This is a genomic window from Leucobacter salsicius M1-8 (genome assembly GCF_000350525.1).
In the GTDB taxonomy this organism is placed as follows: domain Bacteria; phylum Actinomycetota; class Actinomycetes; order Actinomycetales; family Microbacteriaceae; genus Leucobacter; species Leucobacter salsicius.
The window spans coordinates 424,201-440,015 of sequence record NZ_AOCN01000022.1; the positions used below are offsets into that span (position 1 = coordinate 424,201).

At 66.8% G+C, this 15,815-nt stretch carries 16 protein-coding genes and 1 tRNA gene; 11 read left to right on the forward strand and 6 right to left on the reverse strand.

Going from position 1 to position 15,815, the window contains the following annotated elements; all coding sequences use genetic code 11:
• Positions 1-103: 103 nt before the first annotated feature.
• Complete coding sequence (locus C795_RS0111030; protein WP_017793821.1) at positions 104-2,494, forward strand: CDP-glycerol glycerophosphotransferase family protein; 2,391 nt, start codon at positions 104-106, stop codon at positions 2,492-2,494.
• A 128-nt stretch (positions 2,495-2,622) separates the two neighbouring features.
• Here the strand turns inward: C795_RS0111030 and C795_RS0111035 are convergent, their stop codons facing one another.
• Complete coding sequence (locus C795_RS0111035; RefSeq protein ID WP_017793822.1) at positions 2,623-3,702, reverse strand: glycosyltransferase family 2 protein; 1,080 nt, start codon at positions 3,700-3,702, stop codon at positions 2,623-2,625.
• A gap of 111 nt (positions 3,703-3,813) precedes the next feature.
• Here C795_RS0111035 and C795_RS0111040 point away from each other — a divergent pair, with 111 nt between their 5' ends.
• Together C795_RS0111040 and dinB are read left to right on the forward strand one after the other, a co-directional pair.
• Complete coding sequence (locus tag C795_RS0111040; protein WP_017793823.1) at positions 3,814-5,046, forward strand: CDP-glycerol glycerophosphotransferase family protein; 1,233 nt, start codon at positions 3,814-3,816, stop codon at positions 5,044-5,046.
• A gap of 151 nt (positions 5,047-5,197) precedes the next feature.
• Positions 5,198-6,415 (forward strand): DNA polymerase IV, encoded by a 1,218-nt coding sequence (gene dinB, locus C795_RS0111045; protein WP_026139626.1) that lies wholly within the window; start codon positions 5,198-5,200, stop codon positions 6,413-6,415.
• A gap of 65 nt (positions 6,416-6,480) precedes the next feature.
• Here the strand turns inward: dinB and C795_RS0111050 are convergent.
• A tRNA-His gene (locus C795_RS0111050) sits at positions 6,481-6,556 on the reverse strand.
• A gap of 168 nt (positions 6,557-6,724) precedes the next feature.
• Here C795_RS0111050 and C795_RS0111055 point away from each other — a divergent pair.
• From C795_RS0111055 to C795_RS0111080, 6 genes are read left to right on the forward strand one after another with little or no spacing between them, the layout of a single operon-like run.
• Positions 6,725-7,072: a metallopeptidase family protein gene (locus tag C795_RS0111055; protein ID WP_017793825.1), complete on the forward strand. Its 348-nt coding sequence runs from the start codon at positions 6,725-6,727 to the stop codon at positions 7,070-7,072.
• A complete protein-coding gene (gene clpS / locus C795_RS0111060; RefSeq protein ID WP_408605767.1) occupies positions 7,072-7,401 on the forward strand; it encodes an ATP-dependent Clp protease adapter ClpS in 330 nt (109 codons plus the stop codon). Before C795_RS0111055 ends, clpS begins: the two co-directional genes overlap by 1 nt.
• Positions 7,398-7,958: a DUF2017 family protein gene (locus C795_RS0111065; RefSeq protein WP_017793827.1), complete on the forward strand. Its 561-nt coding sequence runs from the start codon at positions 7,398-7,400 to the stop codon at positions 7,956-7,958. Before clpS ends, C795_RS0111065 begins: the two co-directional genes overlap by 4 nt.
• Before the next feature lie 31 nt (positions 7,959-7,989).
• Positions 7,990-8,538, forward strand: coding sequence for a GTP cyclohydrolase I (folE, locus tag C795_RS0111070; protein WP_017793828.1), 549 nt, complete (start codon positions 7,990-7,992; stop codon positions 8,536-8,538).
• The gene (gene folP / locus C795_RS0111075) at positions 8,535-9,413 is read left to right on the forward strand and encodes a dihydropteroate synthase (protein WP_017793829.1); all 879 of its coding nucleotides are present in this window, start codon (positions 8,535-8,537) and stop codon (positions 9,411-9,413) included. The genes folE and folP overlap by 4 nt, the downstream gene beginning before the upstream one ends.
• A gap of 27 nt (positions 9,414-9,440) precedes the next feature.
• Entirely contained in the window at positions 9,441-10,202 is a 762-nt protein-coding gene (locus C795_RS0111080) for a pyrimidine reductase family protein (protein ID WP_017793830.1), read from the forward strand.
• Here C795_RS0111080 and orn read toward each other — a convergent pair.
• Positions 10,199-10,861: an oligoribonuclease gene (gene orn / locus C795_RS0111085; RefSeq protein WP_017793831.1), complete on the reverse strand. Its 663-nt coding sequence runs from the start codon at positions 10,859-10,861 to the stop codon at positions 10,199-10,201. The two genes, C795_RS0111080 and orn, sit on opposite strands and share 4 nt — an antisense overlap.
• 112 nt (positions 10,862-10,973) lie before the next feature.
• Here orn and C795_RS0111090 point away from each other — a divergent pair, with 112 nt between their 5' ends.
• Both C795_RS0111090 and def read left to right on the forward strand, forming a co-directional pair.
• Positions 10,974-11,399: a DUF1801 domain-containing protein gene (locus tag C795_RS0111090; protein WP_017793832.1), complete on the forward strand. Its 426-nt coding sequence runs from the start codon at positions 10,974-10,976 to the stop codon at positions 11,397-11,399.
• Between the two features lie 43 nt (positions 11,400-11,442).
• Positions 11,443-12,009, forward strand: coding sequence for a peptide deformylase (def, locus tag C795_RS0111095; RefSeq protein ID WP_017793833.1), 567 nt, complete (start codon positions 11,443-11,445; stop codon positions 12,007-12,009).
• A gap of 173 nt (positions 12,010-12,182) precedes the next feature.
• Here the strand turns inward: def and C795_RS0111100 are convergent, their stop codons facing one another.
• From C795_RS0111100 to C795_RS0111110, 3 genes are read right to left on the reverse strand one after another with little or no spacing between them, the layout of a single operon-like run.
• Positions 12,183-13,385, reverse strand: a complete 1,203-nt coding sequence (locus C795_RS0111100) for an MFS transporter (RefSeq protein WP_017793834.1) — start codon at positions 13,383-13,385, stop codon at positions 12,183-12,185.
• Between the two features lie 13 nt (positions 13,386-13,398).
• A complete protein-coding gene (locus C795_RS0111105) occupies positions 13,399-15,105 on the reverse strand; it encodes an MDR family MFS transporter (RefSeq protein WP_017793835.1) in 1,707 nt (568 codons plus the stop codon).
• A 55-nt stretch (positions 15,106-15,160) separates the two neighbouring features.
• Positions 15,161-15,799 (reverse strand): TetR/AcrR family transcriptional regulator, encoded by a 639-nt coding sequence (locus C795_RS0111110; RefSeq protein WP_026139628.1) that lies wholly within the window; start codon positions 15,797-15,799, stop codon positions 15,161-15,163.
• Positions 15,800-15,815 lie beyond the last annotated feature (16 nt).

Below are 15,815 nucleotides of genomic sequence, written 5' to 3' on the forward strand. Positions count from 1 at the left end.
GCACGAGTCGGAAGCCGTGCCAGGCGAGCAGTGAGCGCCGCGTGAGCCCCGGGACCAGTTCATCTGGACCCGGGGCTCACCTGCATCCCGTAGCATTGACCCAATGAGTAGCAGCACGCGATTCCGCTTCGACCGAGGCAACCTCGACAAGCTCCTCGCACTGCCCAAATACGCCCTCGCGCTCGTCCTCTCGTGGTTTGTCCCCCGGGTGAGCGGCCGTTGGGTCTTTGGCAGCGGAGCCGGAGTGGGCGAGGGCGCGCTCGCCGTCGCCGAGGAGCTCGTGCGGCGCGATCCGGCGGTTCCGATCGTGTGGCTCGTGGCGAACGATGACGAGGCGCAGGAGGCCGCTGGCCGCGGCTTTACGCCCATCGAGCGCGAAAGCTGGGCCGGGTTCTGGGCCACGCTGCGCGCAGGCCAGATCGTCGTCACCCACGGGCTCGGCGACGCGAACCGCTTCGGCGTCGCTGGCGGTTTTGTGGCGCAGCTGTGGCACGGTGCACCGCTTAAGCGTTTGCACCTCGACTCCCCGGTGACGACCACCGTGCGCGGGCCTGCCGCGGTGCGCGGGCTGCTGCACCGCATGTATCTGCGCGGCGCGCAGGAGGTCAACCTGTTTGTCGCGGGCTCCGAGATCTCCGCGGCGAGGCTCCGCTCCGCCTTCCGCGTTGATCCGGGCAAGGTGCGGGTGCTCGGAGATCCGCGCGACGACGCGCTCGCTGAGCAGGCCGCAGATCCGGATCATGCCGCCCACGCCCGAGCACAGCTTGCGGCGTTGCTCACCGCTCCAGACGCGCCCGAGGCCATTGATACGGGCGCCCGCGTCGTGCTCTACGCGCCCACCTGGCGCGATGGCGAGCCCGATCCGGGGCTGCCCAGCGCCGCCGAGATGACCGAAGTCGAGGCGGCTCTCGAACGTGCGAACGCGCACCTCGTGACCCGTTCCCACCCGCTCGGCGAGGGGGAGTGGGCCCAGTGGCAGAGCCCGCGCGTGCACCTGCTCGGCGCCGATAAGGTGCGCGACATTACGCCGCTCCTCGGCGGCGTCGACTGGCTCATTACCGACTATTCCTCGATCGCCATCGACTTCGCGCTGCTGGGACGCCCGCTGCTGTGGTTTGCGCCGGATCTTGCCGCATACACCGCCACTCGGGGACTGTACGAGCCTCTCGAGGTCACGAGTGGTGGGCGCATCAGCGCCGACTGGGGCTCGGTCGCGCAGCGGCTGACCGAGCTGGCCACGTCGTCGTTCGCCTACCGCGCGGCCGAGCAGGAGACCCGGTTGCTTGCCGCACGATTTCACGCCTACCCCGGGGGCGGCGCCGCCGCCCGGGTGCTCGATGAGATCGATCGACTACAGCGGCCCGCACGCGAGCTCGTGCAGGGGCCGGCCGTGTTCTTCGAAAGCTTCTACGGCCGCCAGGTGAGCTGCAACCCGCTCGCCATTGACCGCGAGATTGCGGCGCGTGCGCCCCACGTCACACGCTACTGGAGCGTCACGAGCGAGGCCCAGACCGTGCCCGCGGGCGCGATTCCCGTGCTCGTGGGCGGCAAAGACTGGCACGCGGCGCGGCGCTACGCCAAGCTACTCGTCGTCAACGACTGGCTGCGCTACGGGTTCCGACGCGCCCGCGGCCAGATCGTGCTGCAAACCTGGCACGGCACGATGCTGAAGCACCTCGCGCTCAGCCGCCCGAAGGTGGGACTGCGCACGCGGGTGGCGATCCGGCGCGAGAGTCGGCGTTGGAGCCTCATGCTCGCCCAGAACCCGCACTCGCGGGATCAGTTTCGCGAGAGCTACGCGTTTCGCGGACGCATCATCGAGGCGGGGTATCCGCGCTGCGACCGGCTCGCACGCTCTGTCATCGGAACGGGCCGCAACCCCATCGATGTGGGGCTCGCCCGCACCGCGATTGGGGTGCCCACGGGCGTCCGCGTGCTCGTCTACGCGCCGACCTGGCGCGACGGCGGCGTGAGCGTCGTCAACGATCTTGACGTGCACGCGCTCGCGGCGGATCTCGGCGACGACTGGGTCGTCGTCGCGCGCGGGCACACCCGCACGCACGGGTTTGGCGGCTACGGGCGATCGTACGAGGGTGCGGGGCACGTCATCGACGCGACGGGACACGATGACATTAATGACGTGCTGCTCGCCGCAGATCTGGTGGTCACCGACTATTCGTCGATCATGTTTGACGCGACCGTCGCTCGGCTTCCGATGCTGTTCTTTGCGCCGGATCTCGCCGCCTACCGCGACCGAGAGCGCGGCTTCACGTTTGACTTCGAGCGTCGCGCACCCGGGCCGATTCTGTCCCGGCGCAACGAGGTGGCCGAGCATGCGCGACAGCTCGCCGAGCACGGCGCCGAGGCTGCGTGGTCGAGGGAGTACGCCGAACGTTACGAGGAGTGGCGTCAGGTGTTTAACCCGCTCGATGATGGTGCTGCCGCGGCACGGGTCGTCGACGAGCTCGACGGCATGGGCGCGCTGCGGCAGTAGCGGCTGACAGTTCGGGTCGCCCGCCCGATGTGGAAGCTTGACGGCAGGGGTGCATTACGGTGGCGACAACTTGAGCCAGCCGGTCAGCGCCGAGCGGCACGCCTAATTGGTGCTGGCGCGCCGAACGGTTACCGAATGCGTGAGCGGTCGACGACGCTGCGCGCGCCGAACACGATGCCGCGCAAGAACCCAGACCCCCAGCTCAGGTGCATCGTCATGAGGGTGGCGGCGGTGAGCACACGGTCGCGCGCCCCCCGCTGATCCGGAATCTTTGCGGTAGCGACCGTGATCCCAGCGGCGTATGCCCCCAGCGGGGCGAGCAGCACCGGCCAGGCCGAGGCCCAGGGCACCACGCCCGTGGCGAGCAGAGCGAGCGCGGCCGCGCTGACCGTGAGCCCGATGACGAGGGTACCGGGGGCGAAGAATCGCCACGGGTTCGCACGCCCGTAGCGGCGCACGAGCACCGCACGCCAGGCGCCCGTCGCAAAGAACTGGCGTGAGAGGTTGCCGAGGCTTGCGCGCGGCCAGTAGGTCACCCCGAGCGCCGGTTCGAACCAGACGAGGTACCCGGCCTGGCGGAAGCGGAGGCACAGCTCCCAGTCCTCGCCACGCAGGATCTCGGGATCGTAGTCACCGACGGCATCGACTGCGTCGCGGCGAAACACCCCGAGGTAGGCCGATTCGGCCGGCCCGGCTACGCCGTCGCCGTGGTAGGCGCCGCCGCCCAGGCCGAAGGGACTGTTGTAGCAGCGGGCGATAGCGCGCTGCACGGGCCCCGATCCGGCCGCCCGCATGACGCCGCCGACGTTGGCCGCGCCCACCTGGCGCAGCGCCTCGACCGCGCGAGTGGTGTAGTCGGGGGTGAGCTCGGAGTGTGCGTCGACACGCACGATAATCGGGTGGCGGCTGTGCGCGATTGCCAGATTGAGGCCAGCGGGGATGTCGCGGGCGGGGTTGGCGACGAGCGTCACACGGGGATCCTCGTCCGCGAGTTGCTGGGCAATGGCGTTAGTGGCGTCGGTGGACGGTCCGAGTGCGAGCACGAGCTCCTTGGATCCCGCGTACTCTTGCGCGAGCACCGTATGCACGGCCTGCGCGAGGAAGCCCTCTTCGTTGAGCACCGGCATGACGTAGCTCACGCCGGGAAGCTCGGGCAGGGGCGAGAGCACAAGCCGCTCTGCGGGCTGGGAAAGTCGGGGCCGATTCACCCCTTGATCCTCCCATACACGGCCGGAGAGGCCCCCGTATGACATGCACTACGCGGCGGGTGTGGGGCGCGATGGCGGCCCGCCCCAAGGTTGCCGGGGTATCCTAGAGGGATGCAAATTGCGAAGGATGTGAAGCGCGCAGCACGGCTCGCGCGACGCGTACTCAAGGGACGTCGGGCTTACTTCGAACTTCGGGAGATGCTCGCCGCGCGCGGACCGCTGCCCACCGAGCATTTTCGGGTCGGCGTGTACTTCGCAGACAGCGACGTCAATATCTACCAGATGCGGCAGTGGTACGCTCCGCTCGCCGAGCTGTCACGCACGCACCCGGTGCTCGTGCTCGCGCGCAACGCGGCGGGCGCGCGCCAGCTGATGAACGAGAGCGGCCTCGACGTCGCGTTTGTGCCGAAGGTAACCGACATTGAGCGCGTTATCGCCGAGCAGTCGCTCGACGTGATCCTCTACGTCAACCAGAACACGCGTAACTTCCAGATGATGCGTTATGGCGAGCGCTGGCACGTCTTCGTCAACCACGGCGAGAGCGACAAGATGTACATGACCAGCAACCAGCACAAGGCGTACGACTATGCCTTCGTTGCAGGTGATGCTGCTCGAGACCGGCTCTCGAAGGCGCTGTGGGACTACGACGTTTCAAAGAGCACCGTCGCAATTGGCCGCCCGCAGACCGATCACCTCAGCGGCGAGCCCCCGTTTGCGCCCGACGACCGCACCGTCGTGTTCTATGCGCCGACGTGGGAGGGCGACCGCCCGGCGGCGAGTTACGGTTCCGTCGCCACGCACGGCGAACGGCTCGTCACGCGCCTGATCGCGACGGGACGTCACCGGGTGGTCTACCGACCGCACCCTCGCAGCGGCGTCGTCGACTCCGAGTTCGGTGAGGCGAACAAGCGCATCATCGCGATGCTCGCCGAAGCGAACAAGAGCGACCCCACGGCCCAGCATGTGTACGACACCGCCCCCGCGCTGGGGTGGCAGCTGCGGCTGCCCGACGTGGCCATCTGCGATATTTCGGCCATGGTTTACGACCGGCTCGCGACGGGGAAGCCGCTGATGGTGACGCAGCCCGTGGCCCCCGAGGCTTCGGTGGATGAGGGCGGCTACCTGAGTGTGTGCGAGTGGCTCGACACCACCGACTGCGACAGCATCGACGTGGTGCTCGACCGGGTCATCGGCGATGACGCGGCCCGCGAGAAGCTCGGGGTATGGTCGACGCGCTACTTCGGCGATACTACCGCCGGGGCGCCCACGAAGCGGTTTCACGCCGCCATCGAAGATCTGCTCGCGAAGGCAGATTCGTGGCGGGAGAAGTCGGCGCGGGTGTAGCGTCGGCGGCCGGACTTCGCCGGCGGCGATGTGCCGAAGGTGGAGTTCTGACGGCGAAGTTTTGACGGCAAAGTTCTGACGGCGAAGTTTTGTCGGCAAAGTTCTGACGGCAATGTACTGACGGCAAGGTACTGACTGGGGTGCAAGAGACTTGACTGGAGAACCGCGGCAAGACGCGACGATCCTGCATGTCGACATGGACGCCTTCTTCGTGTCCGTCGAACTGCTCGAGCGCCCCGATCTCGTGGGCAAACCCGTGGCTGCGGCGCACGACTCTGCCCGATCGGTGGTGTCGAGCGCCAGCTACGAGGCGCGCCGATTTGGGGTGCGCTCGGCGATGCCTGTGGCCCGCGCTAAGCAGCTGTGCCCGCAGCTGGTGCTCGTGCCGCCGACCTTCGAGAAGTACCGCACGGCGTCACGCGAGGTGATGCGCATCTTTGCCGAGTTCACGCCCCTCGTGGAGCCCCTCAGTATCGACGAGGCGTTCCTCGACGTCGCGGGGTCGGTACGTCTGTTCGGACCGCCCGCCGAGATCGCACGCCAGCTGCGCGAGCGCATTCGGACGGAGCTCGGCCTGCCCGCCTCGGTCGGGCTCGCTGGCACGAAGTTCGTGGCCAAGCTCGCCTCCCAGCGTGCGAAGCCCGATGGGGTGCTCGAGATCCCGCCGGATCGCACGCTCGAGTTCTTGCATCCCCTGCCGGTGTCGGCAATGTGGGGCGTGGGGCAGGCCACGGCGCGCGCGCTCACGGGGCGTGCCATCCATACCGTCGCTGACCTCGCGGCCGAGCCGCTCGAGTCGCTGCGCCGGATCGTAGGGGCGTCGAGCGCCGAGAAGCTGCACGAGCTCGCCCACGGCCGCGACGCGCGCGACGTTGAGACCGAGCGCGTCGAGAAGAGCATCGGGCACGAGGAAACATTCGAGTTTGATGAGCCCGACGGCGACGTGCTGCGCCGCGAACTACTGCGCCTGTCGACGCGGGTGGGGGAGCGGCTGCGGGACAAGGGGTTGTCTGCCCGCACGGTCGCCATCAAACTGCGGTGGTCGAGCTTTGAAACCATCACCCGGTCGCGAACGCTGGCCGAACCCACGAACGCTTCGCAACGCATCTTCCTGACGGCGCGGGAGCTCTTTGATGAGGCCTGGGACATGGGGCGGCCCGTGCGGCTCATTGGCGTGCGCGCCGAGCAGCTGGGCGACGCCGACTCGGGCTTTGCGGGGCTTTGGGATGACGACGAGCACCTGAACGCCGTCGATCAGGCGGTCGACTCAGTGCGCGACCGGTTTGGTGCGGCGGGGCTGGCGCCGGCGAGCCTGCTGAAGGGACGTGGCACGCCCGTAGACCCGCGTTCGCTGCAGCCGCCGCGGTAGGGGGCAGAGCGGTGCACGAGTAAAAACAAAATCGGCCCCGACTCGAAAGTCGGGGCCGATTCACATGGGGTGGACGACGGGACTTGAACCCGCGGCCACCGGCACCACAAGCCGGTGCTCTACCAACTGAGCTACGCCCACCATGGCAACCTGCTCACTGTGAGTGAATCAGGCAACAGTGAAAAGCATAACCTATGCGCACAGGCAGTTGCCAAATCGAGTGACGCTCGCGCGCGCCGCCCCTGTGTGGGCCCTCATGGAGCCAAACTTGCTCCCCGCGAAGGCAGTCTTCGTGTGTAGTGTGAAGGCATGCTCGAGTTATCGCATGAAGAGTTCGAATCGATGGTGGCCGACGGTCTCGATTCGTTGCACGACGAGATGATGGAGCGGCTCGACAATGTGATCTTTATGGTCGAGGACCGACCCGAGGACGGCAGTGACGTCCTCGGAGTGTACGAGGGGTTCTCGCTGGCTGAGCGGGACGTCTACGGCTACGGAGAGCAGCCCGACCGCATTGTGCTGTTTCGAGAGAACCTGCTGGCACACTGCGCGGATCAGGAGGAGCTCGTGCGTGAGATCCGGGTTACCCTGGTGCACGAGATCGCCCATTTTTATGGTTTGACTGAAGAACGCATTCATGAGTTGGGATGGGGCTAGTGTCAACAACCACGATTGATCGTGCGGAGCACGCGGTGCCCACTGAGCACTCCTCGCCCGCATTGGATGCTGGTGACGAAGCGCTGCATGAGCCTGTGTGGCACACCGTTGTGTGGGACGATCCAGTAAACCTGATGTCGTACGTGTCGTATGTGTTTCGACGACACTTTGGGTTTGATGAAAAGCGCGCCGAGCAGCTGATGCTGCAGGTGCACAATCGCGGCCGGGCGATCGTTGCCGACGGGGGGCGAGCTGCGATGGAAATGCACGTCGAGGCCCTCCACGAGTACGGGCTGTGGGCGACGGTGCAGCAAGGGGGAATGTCGTGAAAATTGCCCCACTGCCGGGAGAGGGGCTTCGGCTCGCTCTCGAAATCGACGAGGCGGCAATGCTCGACCAGCTCGTCACACAACTCACCCAGTTGCTACAGAGCTACAGTCAGACCGCTCTTGATCCGGATCCGCTGTTTGCGAGCCTCGAGGTCGGAGGGTCTGAGGAGCCTCCCGAGGACCCGGCACTCGCGCGGCTCTTTCCTGACGCCTACGAGGAGCCGGCTGACGCGGCAAGCTATCGCAGGGTGACCGAGCAGGGGTTGGTGAATCGCAAGCTGCAGGACGCTATGCGCGTCACCGCGGATCTGGGGCTCGGGGCGGGCGTGCCCGCAGACGCCGACTCAGTCGAGGTCGAGATCACGGCCGACTCCCTGCCTGCCTGGGCGCGCACCGTGACCGCGCTGCGGCTCGCGATGGCCGCCCGCATTGGGCTCGATGAACCTGGAGATCACGACCGGTTGCTCGAGCAGGAATCGACGCGCGGCACGGTGCTCGTGTTTGATTGGCTCGCTGCGATCCTTGATTCGGTGCTCGCGGTCACGCAGGAACTCTAAAAGCGAGATGGACAGCTGATAGGTTTGCCTTATGGCTTTGCACACTGTTGACCACGCGAGCGCGCCTGACTTGGCGGCGGCCTCGCGTGCCGTGAGTGACCTCTTGGGCGCCCTGGGCATCGATATCGCCGCGGCCGGGATCGAACGCACCCCCGAACGGGTCGCACACACCCTCGCGGAGCTGCTGCTACGCGGCGAGGAGCCCACGGTGACGTTGATGCCGTGTGAGGGATACGACGGCCCGATCGTGATGCGAGATATTCCGTTCGCGGGCATGTGCGAGCACCACCTTCTGCCGTTTCGCGGCACGGCAACGGTGGTGTACGAGCCGGGGGAAAGCGTTATCGGGCTCTCGACGCTCGTGCGCGTAGTTGAACACTTCGCTCGGGGTGTGCAGTTGCAGGAACGCATGACGACGCAGGTCGCCGACTGGATCGAGCACGAGCTCGCCCCGAAGGGCGTGGGCGTGCGTCTTGAGGCCGAGCACTTCTGCATGTCGATGCGTGGCGTGGGTGGGCCCGCGACCCGTGCCCAAACCCGCGTCATTCGGGGAACGATCACCGCACAGGATCTCGTGTGACTCTTCGGACGATCGGCCAGCGCAGCTTCGACTTCGACCGACAGGTCGCCGTCATGGCGGTCATCAACCGTACGCCCGATTCGTTTTACGACGAAGGCGCGACGTTCGCGCTCGACCGTGCGGTGTCAGCGGCCCTTGCGGCCGCGGCGGACGGTGCCGATTGGATCGACGTTGGGGGAGTCCCCTTCGGCCGGGGGCCCGTGGTCACCACGGAGGAAGAGATCGATCGCGTCGCCCCGTTCGTGGCGGAGGTCGCGCGACATAGTGACGTGGTGATCTCGGTCGACACCAACCGGGCACGGGTGGCGCGCGCGGCGATCGATGCGGGTGCCGCCGTGATCAACGATACGAGCGGTCTCGGAGATCCCGAGATGGCTGCCGTGATCGCCGACTCCGATGCCTCGATCGTGCTCACCCACAGCGTGGGGCCGTGGCGCGAGGAGAAACCGGCTGCTCGCTTCGAAGATGTTGTGGGCGAGGTGAAGACGTTTCTCGAAGCGCGAGTTGAACGGGCTCTGGCGGCGGGGATTCCGCGCGAGCGCCTGATTCTCGACCCGGGACACGACCTCGACAAGAACACGCTGCACACACTCGAGCTCACACGCCGCTACGGCGAGCTGCAGAGCCTGGGCCTGCCGCTGCTCGCGGCCGTATCGAACAAGGATTTTGTGGGCGAGTCGATCGACCGCCCCAAGCACGAGCGGCTCTCGGGCTCGCTCGCGGCGATGGTGGTGTGCATCCTGAACGGCGCACGCGTCGTGCGCATGCACAACGTCGCCGAGAGCGTTGACGCGGTGCGCATGACCGAGGCGATTCTGGGCTGGCGCGCGCCGGTCCGACTGGAACACAACACGCATCCGACGCGCAACGTCTAGTCGCGTCACAAACGAGCGGAGTCACCGATGACTGCAGGCGAAACCGAATCTGTGCCCCAGATCGACGGGCTGTTTCCGGCTCCCGCGACCGGGCTCAGCGACGCCGATCTGCTGGCCGAGCTCGATGCGCCGGGCCTGCGCATGAACTTTGTGTCGAGCATCGACGGCGCGGTGACCCGTGAGGGTCTCTCGGGCGGCCTCTCGAGCGACGCCGACAAGCGCCTGTTCGGACTACTGCGACGGGTAGCCGATGTGGTGCTCGTCGCGGCTGGCACGGTACGAACCGAGGGTTACACAGCCATGCGCGTCGACCCCGAGTCAGCTGCCTGGCGCGAAGCACACGGCAAGCCCGCACACCCGGTGTTTGCAATCGCGTCGGGGCGACTCGACCTCGATCCGGAGTCGCCGATCTTCACCGACGCGCCCACGCCTCCGATCCTGCTCACGACGCCCGCGGGGGCGGCCCGCGCGCCGCTGTTTGCGGGCCGCGCCGAGGTCGTCGTGGCGGCGACCGCGGCGGGAGATCGGGTCGATGGCGCAGCCGCAGTTGAGGCGTTGCGGGCGCGCGGGCTCACCCGCATCCTGTGCGAGGGCGGCCCGACCTTTTTTGGCGCGCTGATCGCCGCCGACGCGGTCGACGAACTGTGCCTCACGATCGAACCAACGCTAGAGGCGGGCGAGGCGCGCCGGATCGCGACCGGGCGCGCGACCCCGCGCAACATGCGCCTCGCGCGCGTGCTGGCGTCGGGGGACACGCTGTTGCTGCGGTACAGCCGGGTGACGGCTTAGCTTGCGGCGTTTTCCGAGGGCTTGACGTCCAGGCCGTCGACGAGCGACGCGTACCGTTCGCTCGCCGTGGCGGAGATGGTGGCCGAGGCTGCCTTGTCGGGGCCGGGCTGCGCGACCATGACGGTGTCGCGGAAGTAGGCAAGCTCCTGAATCGACTCGGCGATGTCGGCGAGAGCGCGGTGGCCGCCGCGCTTCTTCGGCGCACCAAAGTAGGCGGCGGTGTACCAGCGGCGGCTGAGCTCCTTGATGGTCGAGACGTCGATGCTACGGTAGTGCAGCTTTTCCTCGAGCACGGGCATGTACTTCGCGATGAAACGACGGTCCATGCCGATCGTGTTGCCCGCAACGAGCGGTCGGCGGCCGGCGGTAATGAGCGGTTTGAGGTACGCAATGACCTGCTCCTCGGCCTCGGCGGGGGGGACGCCCGCCTCGATGCGGGGCAACAGCCCCGACGTCTCGTGCATGCCGCGCACGAAATCATTCATGTTCGCGAGGGCCTCGGGGCCGGGGTTGATCACAATCTCAAATCCCGGATCGAGTGGGTTGAGATCAAAGTCGGTGACGATGACCGCGATCTCGCACAGACCGTCGAGGTCGGAGTCGAGCCCGGTCATTTCGCAGTCAATCCAGACGATCTGTTCTGCTGGGGTGTTCGACACTCTCGCTCCTTGCCGTGAGATCCCCGAGCCGAAGTGCCGGGGTGACCGCCCCAGTCTAGCGAGGGGCCCGCAGCAGCTACCCATTTCAGGGCCGAACAGGCACAATGTCACCATGGCTACTGCACCGAAGACCCAGCCCACTGACGCGAGCGTGCCCGATTTCCTTGCCGCGGCCGAACCCGCGAAGCGGCGCGAGGACGGCCTTGCGCTCGCCGACATCTTTCACGAGGTGACGGGGGTCGAGCCGGTGCTGTGGGGCCCGTCGCTGGTGGGATACGGCAGCTACCGCTACATCTCGCCCGCGAACCCGCGCACGCGGGGTGACTGGCCCAAGGCCGGGTTCTCGCCGCGCAAGGCACAGCTCTCGCTGTACGGACTGAAGGATACCGCCGAGGGGGCCGCGCTGCTACCGAGTCTGGGCACGTACACCGAGGGTGCCGGCTGCGTCTACGTCAAGCGACTCGAGCACATCGACCTCGACGTGCTGCGCCACCTTATCGCGATCACGTGGGCGCGGGAGGACGACCCCGAGCCCTAGGCCCTGGGTTCTTGGCCGGTGACGGGCCGTTAGACTGGTGCTCATGGCTGTTCTTCCCATTGTGATTTCTGGCGAGCCCGTGCTGCACGCCCCCGCCGCTACCGTCACCGAGTTTGACGATGCGCTGCGTCAGCTTGTCGACGATATGTTCGAGACAACCGTGGCTGCCCCGGGCGTGGGCCTCGCGGCTCCCCAGGTGGGCGTGGGCAAGCGCGTGTTTGTCTGGATCTACGAGGACCAGGACGAGGCCCCCGCGCGCGGCGTCGCCATCAACCCCGAACTGTGGATCGAACCCCTCGAGCCCGGCCTGCCCGACGACGAGGAAGAGGTCGAGGGCTGCCTCTCATTCCCCGGTGAGCGTTTCGCACTGCGCCGCTCGGCCCGCGCACTGCTGCGTGCCCAGGACATTGACGGCCACCCGTTCGAGGTCACCGCTTCGGGCTGGTTTGCACGCATTCTGCAGCACGAGTTTGACCACCTGAACGGGATGCTCTATGTGGACCGCCTCGTGCACCCCGAGAGCCGGGGCGCTCAGAAGGCCGAGCGCCGCAATGGATGGGGCAAGCCCGGCCTCAGCTGGATGCCCGGCGAGGACGATCTCGAAGGCTGATCCACTCACCAGTGGTCTCGGCCTGGCTTCTGTGCGAGTCGGGCCGAAAATAAGCGGGGGTTGTTCCGTCTTTGAGCTGGTCAAAGACGGAACAACCCCCGCATTTTTGTGTTCGAGGCCAATGCTGATCCGGATCGGGCCGATCCGAGGAACAAGAAAGGTGGGCAGGCTAGCTACGGCTGCGTCGCGCGCTTCGCGTGCATGTCTGACACCAATGTCCACCCACCGAGCGCCAGGGTCAGCAGGATCGCGGTGACGCCGAACGCCCACCCGAACCCGGCGAAGTCGACGATCGCACCGGCGACGAGCGGCCCGAGTACGCCGCCCAGGTCGCTGGCCATCGAGTAGCCGGCCACCACGCCGCCGCCGCTGCGGCCTCCCAGGACGTCGGCGAGCACCGCCTGCTGCGCGGGGTTGGCGAGCGCCGAGCCCGCGCCAGCCACGAACATGGCGAGCATGGCGACGAGCATGTTGGGGGAGGCCGGGAAGGCCGCGTAGCTCACCGCGAGGACGATCATGCCCGTGATGAGGAGGGGTTTGCGGCCGAGGCTGTCGGTCCACCGCCCCGACGGGAAGATGAGAATTGCGTTGCCCGCGGCGTAGGCGGCGAGCACCCAGGCGGCCATCGCGGCGTCGCCGCTGAACACGACGGCGACGAAGATCGGCACGATCGAGACGCGTACGCCAAACGAAGACCAGCCGAACGAGAAGACCGACAGGAGTAGTGACCTGTACTGCGGTATCCGCAGTGCTGCCCCGAACGACATGGGCTGCAGCTGCGAGTTCTGCGTGCTGGGGGCTCCAGCCGCCTTCGAGTTGCGCAGCGCGATCGCGACGACCGAAGCAGCCACGATCAGCATGAAGAAGTAGAACACGAACGGGGCACGCAGCCCGAAGCCCGCGACGATGCCGCCAAAGACCGGGCCGAGCAGCCCGCCCAGCAGAAAGCCCGCCGCGTTGAGGCTTGCGACGCGGCCGCGCGCGTTGGGTGGGCTGAGCTTCACGAGCAGCGCGGTGGCCGCAACCGTAAACATGGTCGACCCGACGCCGCCGGCCCCGCGCAGCACCACAAACTGGGTGTAATCCTGCGCGAGCGCGGCGGCTCCGGTCGAAACGGCCACGATCAAGATGCCGACCGTGTAGCTCGCCCGCTCACCGAACCGGCCGACGACCCAGCCCGCCAGCGGGGCCGACACCAGCCGCATGCCCGCGAACGCGCTCACGATCGCCGAGGCGGCGAAGTTAGACACCCCGAACTCGAGGGCGAACTGCGGAATCGCGGGCGCGACCACCCCGTACCCGAGGGCGACCGTAAAGGCGCCCGCCACGAGTGCCCAAACTTCGAAGGGGAGCTTGGGTTTTGAGGTGGTCGTCACCTGCCGAGTCTATCTAGCTCCGGTGTACCGGGGCTGCCTGATCCGGATCGGATGAGGAGTCATCCCCCGATGTCTTCGAAGCCGCCTGGGCCCGCTCGAGATCCTCGGCGTCTTGCCCGCCGATGGCCTCGCCGCGCGCGACCATGCCAGCCTGATCCGACAGCGGGATCTGCTTGAGGAACAGCGCGAACAGGAACGCGAGCAGAATGAAGGGGATGAGGTACCAGAACACCGGGGCGAGGGAGTCAGCGTAGGCGGTGACGACGCCCTCACGCACGGCCTCGGGCATCTTGGCGAGTGACTGCGGGTCAATGGTCGCGACGGCCTGCTGGGCATTCGCCATTCCGGCGCCCGAGAACACCTCGGAGAGGTTATCACTCAGGCGCGTCGTGAACATCGCCCCGAAGATCGCGACGCCGAGGGAGGCGCCGACCTCTCGGAAGTAGTTGTTCGTGCTCGTGGCCGTGCCGACCATGGTCGCGTCGACCGCGTTCTGCACGACGAGCACGACCACTTGCATGATGAGGCCGAGCCCCGCGCCGAACACGAAGAGGTAGACGCAGATCAGCCAGATCGGGGTCGAGGCAGCAAGCGTCGTCATGGCCGTCATCGCGGCGGCGGTCACGAGGCTGCCGACGATCGGGTACATGCGGTACTTCTGGCGCTTCGTGATCATGATGCCCGACCAGATCGACGTGCCCATCATGCCGACCATCATGGGGAGCATGAGCAGACCCGAGACAGCGGCCGAGGTGCCCGAGGACATCTGGAGGAAGGTCGGCACGAACGCGATCGCCGAGAACATGCCGAGGCCGAGCGTGAACCCGATCGCGGTGGCGTTAAGGAAGATGGGGTTTTTGAAGAGCGACAGCGGGATGATCGGATCCTCTGCGCGTGCCTCGACAATGATGAAGAGCATCGCGGAGGAGATCAGGCCGATGCCCCACATCCAGGTTTCGAGAGCGCCCCAACCGTAGTCGCGGTTGCCGCCGAAATCGGTGAAGAAGATGAGGCAGGTGGTCGCGATCGAGAGCGTCACGACGCCCCAGACATCGATCTTCTTGGTGGCACGCTTGCTGGGCAGGCTGAGCGCGAACCAGGCGATCAGGAACGCGGCGATGCCGATGGGGATGTTGATGTAGAACGCCCACTGCCACGTCATGTGGTCGACGAAGAAGCCACCGAGCAGGGGGCCGGCGACGGCCGAGATGCCGAAGATGGCGCCGAGCGGGCCCATGTACTTTCCGCGCTCGGAGGCTGGCACGATGTCGGCGATGATGGCCTGCGACAGGATCATCAGGCCGCCGCCACCGAGGCCCTGCATAGCGCGGAAGATCACGAGCCAGAGGAAGTCGGGGGCGAAGGCCGCACCGGCCGAGGCGAGCGTGAACAGCGCGATTGCGATCAAGAACAGGTTGCGGCGTCCGAGTACGTCGCCGAACTTGCCGTAAATCGGCATCACGATCGTCGTCGCGAGCAGGTAGGCCGTGGTGATCCAAGCCTGGTGCTCGACGCCGCCGAGCTGGCCAACGATCGTGGGCATCGCGGTCGACACGATGGTCTGGTCGAGGCTCGAGAGCATCATGCCCGCGATGAGGGCGGAAAAGATGATCCAGATGCGGCGTTGCGTGAGCAGCAGCGGGGCGTCACTCGAGGGGGCACCGCGCTTGCTGGACTTACTGGCCTTGCTGGTGGTGCGCTGTGGTGAATCAGCGGGCATGAGGGGTGGGATCCTTCTGGATTGAAATGGTGAGCGTGGCGGTGTGACGTGCGTGCTAGCTGGAAGAACCGGGCAGTCCCGGCGAAAAGAGCTCCCGACTGAGCGCCAGTTTGCGACGCAGCTCGGGGCCGATGCTGCCGGTCGCGCCGCCCGCAAAGAAATCGTGAGCGGTCGCATGGAGCAGCCCGCCCAGCAACTGAATCGCGAGCTTCGGCCTCGGGTCGTCGGGCGAAAGGCCCTCGCGTTCCGCGATCAGGCGCGCGAATTGCGCATTGACCTGCTCGGACTCGGTGATGAACTTCTCCATAAAGGAGGGTTCGCGCGCGATGATGGCCTGCACGTGCGTATGAGTGCCCGCGATATCGAAGACCTCATCGAGCGCCTCGATGGTGGCCTCAACCAGATCCTCAAGCAGCGTCTCAGAGACGCGGCCGTCGGCGACGCCGCCAGCCATGAACTGGCGCATCGCATCGCTGTCGAGTGCATCGGGCGGGTGCCCCACGACGGCGGCTTCCTTTGACGCAAAGTAATTGAAGAAGGTGCGTCGCGAGACCCCCACTGGCTCGCAGATGTCCTCGATGGTGTACCCCGAGAGTCCGTGGGCGGCGGTGAGCTTGCGCGCCTGTTCGGTGATCGCGATGCGGGTGCGCCGCATCTTGGCCTCCCGGCCCTGCGGTTCTGCACTATTGGTCACGAAGTGCAATTATGCA

Bases quoted from the DNA above. Each gene is read 5' to 3' on its own strand.
- C795_RS0111030 (WP_017793821.1), top strand. From the start codon at position 104: ATGAGTAGCAGCACGCGATTCCGCTTCGACCGAGGCAACCTCGACAAG.
- C795_RS0111040 (WP_017793823.1), top strand. From the start codon at position 3,814: ATGCAAATTGCGAAGGATGTGAAGCGCGCAGCACGGCTCGCGCGACGC.
- C795_RS0111055 (WP_017793825.1), top strand. From the start codon at position 6,725: ATGCTCGAGTTATCGCATGAAGAGTTCGAATCGATGGTGGCCGACGGT.
- folE (WP_017793828.1), top strand. From the start codon at position 7,990: ATGGCTTTGCACACTGTTGACCACGCGAGCGCGCCTGACTTGGCGGCG.
- C795_RS0111080 (WP_017793830.1), top strand. From the start codon at position 9,441: ATGACTGCAGGCGAAACCGAATCTGTGCCCCAGATCGACGGGCTGTTT.
- C795_RS0111090 (WP_017793832.1), top strand. From the start codon at position 10,974: ATGGCTACTGCACCGAAGACCCAGCCCACTGACGCGAGCGTGCCCGAT.
- def (WP_017793833.1), top strand. From the start codon at position 11,443: ATGGCTGTTCTTCCCATTGTGATTTCTGGCGAGCCCGTGCTGCACGCC.
- C795_RS0111105 (WP_017793835.1), bottom strand. From the start codon at position 15,105: ATGCCCGCTGATTCACCACAGCGCACCACCAGCAAGGCCAGTAAGTCC.